A 7,642-nucleotide genomic window follows, 5' to 3' on the forward strand; every position below is an offset into this window, starting at 1 on the left:
GCTCAGGAGCCTACCAGAAGCCGACTGGCTGATCGCTGACCGAGGGTATGACGCTGATTGGTTCAGAGATGCGTTGAAAGACAAGGAGATAAAGCCCTGCATCCCTGGCCGTAAAGCGCGAAAGACGACCGTGAAATACGACAAACGGCGCTACAAGCGGCGCAACCGGATCGAGATCATGTTCGGGCGGCTGAAGGATTGGCGACGGATCGCGACCCGCTATGACCGATGCCCGAAAGTGTTCCTCTCCGCCGTCGCGCTCGCCGCAACCGTCCTCTTCTGGCTTTGAATATCAATGAGTCTGGAGCCTAGCTCGGCACTGGGCGCCGTGGGCGCGGGCGTTGCCGCGCCTCGCGTTGCCCGCGCGCAGGATACGTTCAACTGGCGCATGACCAACAGCTATGGTCCGACCGCCCCGTTCTACACTGTCGGCCCGGGAAGCCCGACCGATATCATCGAGAAGATCCGCATCATGTCCGGCGGGCGGCTCAACATCCAGCATTTCGCCGCCGGTGAGCTGATCCCCGCATTCGAGGGGTTCGATGCCGTCCAGCAGGGCGTGATCGAGATGAACGCCTCGAACAGCTATTTCTGGTCGGGCAACACCTTTGCGGCACAGTACTTCACCACCGTTCCCTTCGGCATGTCCTACATGGGCCATATGGCCTGGCTGTTCCATGGCGGCGGTCTGGAACTGTGGCACGAGGTTTACGAGCCGTTCGGGCTGATCGCCTTTCCGATGAACTCCACCGGCGTGCAGCTGACCGGCTGGTTCCGCGAGCCGATCGAGGATCTGAGTCAGTTCGACGGGTTGCGGATGCGCATTCCGGGGCTGGCGGGCCGGGTCTATGCCGCCATCGGGGTGGATACCCGGCTGTTGCCCGGCGGCGAAATCTTCCCCGCGCTGGAACGTGGCGTGATCGATGCCGCCGAATTCGTCGGCCCCTATCAGGACCGTGCGCTGGGCCTGCATCAGGCGGCGAAATATTACCACACCTCGGGGTGGCATGAACCGGCCACCACGGGCGAGTTGCTGATTTCGCGCGCGGCCTGGGACAGCCTGCCCGAGGATCTGCAGATGATCGTCAAGCAGGCCAGCCAGGCGGCGTGCCTTGAAAGCCTGATCTGGTCTGAATCGGTGAACGGCCCCGCCTTGACCGACCTGATCGAAAACCACGGCGTCACGGCCGCGCCCCTGCCGGTTGCAGTCGTCGATGCCCTGCGCGAAGCCACCCTGGACACGCTGGAGACCGAGGCGAACGCCTCGGAGATCGTGCGCAAGGTCCATGACAGCTACTTTGCCTTCAAGGCGGATCATGACGGCTGGGCGCGGGTGTCCGAAGTGTCCTGGTTCAAAGACATCCTGCGGATGTGACACCCATGAAACCGGCCATCACGCGTTTCGTGCTGCTTCTTGAGGCAGTGGTAAAGGGGTTTGGCATTCTGGCCGCATGGGTCTGCGTGGTGCTGGTGCTTCTGGTAGCGGGCGATGTCTTCGCCCGCTACCTGTTCCGCACCGGTGCTGTCTGGGCGCAGGAGTTGCAGTGGCACCTGATCTCGCCCATTGCGCTGTTTGGCATGTCCTATGCGCTGTTTTCCGGCGACCAGGTGCGGGTGGACGTCCTGTTCGACCGGTTCGCCCCCCTGGTTCAGCGTGGGATCGAAATCCTGGGCGGGCTGCTGATGATCGGCTTCGGTGTGGTGATGGTCAAACTGTCGCTGCCATGGGTGGAAATGTCCTATGTCCGCGGCGAGGGGTCGCCCAATCCGGGGGGGTTGCCGTATCGCTTCGTGCTCAAGGCGCTGATCCCGTTGGGCTTCGGGCTGCTTGCCGTGCAGGGCATGGCGCATGTGCTGCGCCATCTTTTCGCGCTGGAGCCGCGCCCGCGCGCATGATCCCATAATCACAAGGAAAAGGTTCCATGAGCCCCAATGAGTTGCTGGCGATCGGCATGATCGCTGCATTCTTCGTGCTGCTGATCATCGGTATTCCGGTTGGCATCGCGCTTGCGGTTTCGGCCTTTGTGTTCGGGTATGTCGGGTTTGGGCCGATGCTGTTCAACCTGTTGCCCTCGCGGGTATACGGGGTTGTCACCAATTATACGCTCATGGCGATACCGCTGTTCGTCTTCATGGGTGTGATGCTGGAAAAATCCCGATTGGCCGAGGAACTGATCGATGTCGTTGGCCATCTGTTCGGCAATATCCAGGGCGGTATGGGGGTGGCGATCATCTTTGTCGGTGTGCTGCTGGGTGCGGCGACTGGCATCGTCGGCGCGACCATCGTCACGCTGGGGTTGCTGACCCTGCCCACGCTGCTGCGCCGGGGGTATCCAAAGACGGTGGCCAGCGGGATGATCTGCGCCTCGGGGACGCTAGGGCAGATTATCCCGCCGTCGCTGGTGCTGATCCTGCTGGCCGATATCCTGCAGGAATCGGTCGGCACCATGTTTGCGGCCGCGATGGTGCCGGGGCTGACGCTGGCGGCTGTCTATGTTCTGGCAATCCTGGCCTATGCCTGGTGGCGTCCGGGCGCCATGCCGCCGATCCCGGTGGATGAACGCCGGGCCATGTCGCGCTGGCAATTGCTGCGCAAGGTGGTGCTGGTGGTTGGCCCGCCGGTCGGGCTGGTGATTGCGGTGCTTGGCAGCATCATCGGCGGCATTGCCGCCCCGACCGAGGCCGCATCCATGGGGGCGGTGGGCGCGCTGCTGTTCGTGGCGCTGTCCGGGCGTCTGACGCTTTCGCTGCTCTATCAGGTGGCGCGGTCCACGCTGCTGATCTCGGCCATGGTGTTCTTCATCCTGATCTGTGCGCAGGCGTTCGGGCTGGCCTTTCGTGGCCTCGGCGGCGAGCATCTGGTCCAGCGCATGTTCGAATGGGTGCCCGGTGGTGTGAACGGGGCGTTGCTGTTCATGCTGCTTCTGGTTTTCGTGCTGGGGTTCTTTCTGGAATGGATCGAAATCACCTATATCGCCCTGCCGCTGTTCCTGCCGTTTTTCCTTCAAGCGGGGGTGGATCCGGTCTGGCTGGGCATTCTGATCTGTCTGAACCTGCAGACATCGTTCCTGACCCCGCCCTTCGGCTGGTCGCTCTTTTTCCTGAAGGGGGTGGCGCCGCCGGGGGTCAGCACCATGGATATCTACAAGGGGGCGCTGCCGTTCATCGGATTGCAGTTCATTGCCCTGGCGATGGTGTTCTTCATGCCGCAACTGGCAACCTGGTTGCCGCAGGCCATCGGCTGGTGACATGCCGCCTGCGCAGCATTGGCCATGGCGGGGGTGACCGCGCCGCGCCGATCGACCTCACCACCGCCGCCGCCCGCGCGCTACTGCGATGACCCGGTTGCCGGTTCGGGGCAGGGGGTTACCATCTGCGCGTCTCGCCCGTGTCGATGTGAATGAAGCTCGAATACCGGCCCAGCCCGCCGCGTCCGATCTGCGCGGCGATCTGGTGCAGCCTGCGCGTGCCCAGCCCGCGATGCGTGATGTCCAGCGCCTGGCCATGCAGGTGATGCGAATTTGCAGCGCCGCCGCGCACGTTGCGCGACGATGATCGAAAGCCATGGGTCAGGACCAGGGGCGCATCGGCCCCGGCAAGGGCCTGGATATCCGCGGCAAGATCCAGAAGGTATGGGTCCATCGTGCCGCGCTCTCCGGTGCGCAGGTCACGGGCAAAATGCGCAAACCGGTCAAGGGATTCTGCAAGGTATCCAACGCCGTCAAAATAGACCTCGTTGAACAGCTCATCCGTGCGCTGGTTGATCATCAGCAGGCTGCGCGGTTCCGCGGCTTCGGGGTCTGCCTGCCTGCGCAGGAAGGCTGCGGCGGGCGCTGCGGACAGCCCGCCCAGAGCGGCCGAAGCGCCGAACAGGAAAGCGCGCCGGGTGAGGGCTGTGTGACCAGGGGTCTGCATGGAAGTCTCCGGGATCGTTTTCGTCGGCTGGCGCCATACGCGGCCCGCACCGATGATCCCAGTGGGCGGGGCGGTCACATCGCTGTGTCGGCGGATTCTGACCGACGGTGCCGCGCAGCAAGGCGCGGGCCGGGCCGTCAACCCCTGGGTGCAGCAGCGCCGGCCTCAATCCTGGAAAACGGATTGTTAACCGTGAAAAGGACTTGCCATAAAGTTAATGAAATGCTCTATGAACTTCATGCGTTAGGTAAGTTTTTGACGAGTTGACGAGTGGAATGGGACTCATGTTTCAAACTGCGCTACGGATATCTGTGCGCGAGATTTGTTCGGGCTTTTCCGACGCATGTTGCCGCGCAATCGCGGCTTCTCCATCAGAACGAAAGCTGGTTTCCGGGCGATTATGTCGCCGGGCACCTTGCGGGCTTGGCGCCCCGCATGAAGGGACCCGAAGGCGCATCCCCTTGACCTTCAGCTGACCCTGAACCTTGCAGCCCGCAAGGTGCCGCCGATCCTCCGCCACAACTGAACAGAAACGCATTTACCTGGAGTGACCAAATGCTTGTGCAATCGCCCTCCACCGTCTCTTTCGATCAGATCACCTTTGGCACCAGTGCGCTGCCCGAGGGTCCGATCCGGACATTTCTGGAGGACGGGCTTGATTTCCGCCTGTTCGAATTCAGCGCGAGCCTGGACAGCCTGGACCTGTCGTTGCTGCAGTTGAACGGCGAATCCATTCTGGGCACCGATCTTGCTTTCTCCGTTGACTTTATTGGCAGCCAACTGGATGAGAACGGGGTCTGGACGATCATTGATCCGCAGCCCGCCTTCATTGGCGGCACCCCGGGTGTTGGCGTGATGCCTGCGCTGGATTTCGGCGTGACGGCCGGGGTCGAGATTGCTCCGCCGTCGCTTGGCAGCGTCAATCCCTTCGGGTTCGAGCCGATCTTCGATTTCGAACTGCCGACCCAGGCGGGGGATGGGGACACGTTCCAGTTCGGGGTGCGGTCGGTATCTTCGCCTTATGCGATCACGGGCAGCGGGCTGTCCGCGCTGGAGGGTTTTGCCGGCGCCGAGGCCGTGCTGGGCGAGATCGGCATCAAGGAGCTGCATTTCATTGACGATGAAGACGATGATGATCCGGCAATCCTGTCGCAGGACTATTTCGCCCCTGATTTCCCATGGCCGTATTTCGAGGGCGGTTCGGGGAACGAACTGACCTTTGGCCTGGATATCGGTGGCCAGTTTTCCAATGAATCCAGTGTGGACCTGGGGCCCATCACGCTGTCTTCAAGCTTCGAGACCGGGCAGAGCTTTGCGCTGAGCGAGGGCGAGCGCGGTGAGATCCGTGATGACATCTTCCAGATCAGCGCAGGGCTGGTGGATATCCTGAAGTACAAGTTTCCGCCGCTGGCTGTTCTGAGCGGTGAACTGGGCTGGGATCTGGAGCTGGGCCCGCTGGAGGCCAAGCTGGAATTGGCCTACACCCTGTTCGAATACATCGTCACCGCCGGTGTCGCATTGGTTCAGGAACTGAATTTCGAGCCGGAATACAGCTTTACCTATACCATCAACGGCCAGAGCTTCACCGGCGGTGTTGGCGATCTGTTCGAATACACCCATTCCGGGGATGACCCGGTCCAGATAGATGTTGACGTTGCGGTCAACGGGCAATTCGAGAATGTCTACAAGTTGCAATCGAGCTTCAGCGGCGCGCCGGAACTGCTGAGCCTGTCCTATGACGCGACCATTGGCGCCTGGATCTTTTCGACCTCGTTCGATGGCGAATGGGATTTCGGCCGTGACACGCCGCTTGGCGCCAGCATCCGTGACAACCTGTCCTTCGCGCTCAGCCCGCTCAACGATTACACCCTGGGCACATTGGTCGAGGAGGTGCAGGTCAATCTGGACACTTTCTCGCTGGGGATTCCGGTCATGGATGAGCCGGATGACGATCTGCCGGACCTTGGCCTGCAGGGGGTTCAGTCCTTTGCGCAGATCACCCAACTGCCGGATGTGCCCAACCTGAACACGGCGGCCCGTGTTGCGCTCTCTGACATGCTGGGCCTGGACGGGTCCGCGGGTATTGGCAATGTCACCTATTCCGGCTCCGGAAGCGCGGCTTTCGCGGTGGAAGATTTCACCATCGAGGCCCTGACAGGCGGCCTGCAGGATTTCAACCTGGGCTCCGGGATCATGCTCAGTTCAGGCGGGTTTCCGGGCGACCGGAACACGCAGCCGGATTTCTCGGTCGGGTTTGGCACCCCGGGTGACCCGGATCTGACCGCCACCGCGCAGCAGGCGTTTTCCGGGGCGGGGGCCACGAATGACGCCTCGGTCCTGGAATTCACCATCAACGTCACCGACCCGGGCATCGATACCCTGCGCACAACCCTGGTCTTCGGATCCGAGGAATTCCCCGAGTTTATCGACTCGAGCTTTGTCGATATTGCCGCCGTGTATGTGAATGGCACCAATTACGCCTTCTTTGACGGCAATGCCAACCGTCCGCTCAGCGTCATCTCGCCGAATGTCAACGAAGGGTTCATCCTGAACAACAACAACGGCAACGGATTGTTCGGCGATCCCACCCAGTTCGATGGCGCAGCGGCGCCCTACGGGATCGAATGGGATGGCTTCACCGCCCCGGTCACCATCCGCGCGCCGCTGCAGCAAGGGTTGAACACGGTCAAGATCGGTGTTGCGGACACGGGCGATACCATTCTGGATTCGGGTATTTTCCTGTCCAGTATCCAGGCCGTGTCCGGCGGGGGCAGCGGGGTCAGCGTGCTCAGCACCCTTGATGCGACCAACCAGCCCGAGGTCACGCCCACGGACCTGCCCGAGGAGGTTCTGATCGGCGACGCGCCAACCAATGTGACCGGCACGCTTCAAAGCCTGAACAACGATGTCATTGTCGGGATGAAACCCAGCGATTCTCTGACCTTTTCCGGCGTGGAGTTCACGCTTGATCAGATGACGATCCTGCCGGGATCGGCCATCCTGCAGATCGATGCCAATGGCGATGGTGAGGTGGACAGCACCGTCACCCTGGCCGGCGTGTCACCGGACAGCCCGTTTTCGGTCACGGCCGAGGATGGCAATACCGTCATCACCTATGAAGCCCTGCCGCAGACCATCGGCGGTGACATCGAAGGCCAGGTGGTCGAGGCCGATGACGACGCCGAAACCGCTGAGGGCAACGTTCTCGTCATCGACCCGAACACCGGCCAGCAAAGCGCCGGGTTCGCCGTGCCGGATGAAGCCTCCCTTGCCGGAGCGTATGGCACGTTCCAGTTTGACGCCGATACCGGCGCCTGGGCCTATACGCTGGACAATGACAATGCGGATGTCATTGCACTGCCCCGGGCAGAGGAACTGGCCGATACCCTGACGGTCACCAATCTGCAGGGTGATGCCAGCGCCGAGATCACGGTCACCATCATCGGCGCGAACGCTCCGGCCAGCATCTCCGGAGATACCTCGGGAGCGGTGGTCGAGGATGACCCGGACAGCCAGCAGGCCGATGGGCTCCTGACCCTGACCGACCCTGACCCGGGCGATGGCCGTTTCCGCCATGCCCTGGCCGAGGAGCTGCAGGGCACCTATGGCAAGTTTGCCTTCATTCCGACCACCGGCCAATGGGCCTATCTGCTGGACAATGATGCCGACAACGTCCAGGCGCTGCCCGAAGGGATGGAGGTCACCGACACCCTGACCGTGACCAGCC

General features: G+C 62.1%; 6 protein-coding genes. 5 read left to right on the plus strand and 1 reads right to left on the minus strand.

The window, feature by feature from the left end; translation table 11 throughout:
* The 4 genes from HUK65_RS17630 to HUK65_RS17645 all read left to right on the plus strand — a co-directional run.
* Window positions 1–289: transposase (locus tag HUK65_RS17630; RefSeq protein WP_179907576.1), on the plus strand; the 289-nt coding region annotated here is incomplete at its 5' end.
* 6 nt (window positions 290–295) lie between these two features.
* Complete coding sequence (locus HUK65_RS17635; protein ID WP_179907577.1) at window positions 296–1,375, plus strand: TRAP transporter substrate-binding protein; 1,080 nt, start codon at window positions 296–298, stop codon at window positions 1,373–1,375.
* Between the two features lie 5 nt (window positions 1,376–1,380).
* Window positions 1,381–1,896: a TRAP transporter small permease subunit gene (locus tag HUK65_RS17640; RefSeq protein ID WP_179907578.1), complete on the plus strand. Its 516-nt coding sequence runs from the start codon at window positions 1,381–1,383 to the stop codon at window positions 1,894–1,896.
* Window positions 1,897–1,922: 26 nt separating this feature from the next.
* Window positions 1,923–3,248, plus strand: a complete 1,326-nt coding sequence (locus tag HUK65_RS17645; RefSeq protein WP_179907579.1) for a TRAP transporter large permease — start codon at window positions 1,923–1,925, stop codon at window positions 3,246–3,248.
* A gap of 118 nt (window positions 3,249–3,366) precedes the next feature.
* Here the strand turns inward: HUK65_RS17645 and HUK65_RS17650 are convergent, their stop codons facing one another.
* Window positions 3,367–3,915, minus strand: a complete 549-nt coding sequence (locus tag HUK65_RS17650; RefSeq protein ID WP_179907580.1) for a YcbK family protein — start codon at window positions 3,913–3,915, stop codon at window positions 3,367–3,369.
* A gap of 555 nt (window positions 3,916–4,470) precedes the next feature.
* Between HUK65_RS17650 and HUK65_RS17655 the strand changes: the two genes are divergently transcribed.
* Window positions 4,471–7,642, plus strand: a 3,172-nt coding sequence (locus tag HUK65_RS17655) for a choice-of-anchor L domain-containing protein (RefSeq protein WP_179907581.1), incomplete at its 3' end; no start/stop codon positions are given.

The organism is Rhabdonatronobacter sediminivivens (genome assembly GCF_013415485.1).
In the GTDB taxonomy this organism is placed as follows: domain Bacteria; phylum Pseudomonadota; class Alphaproteobacteria; order Rhodobacterales; family Rhodobacteraceae; genus Rhabdonatronobacter; species Rhabdonatronobacter sediminivivens.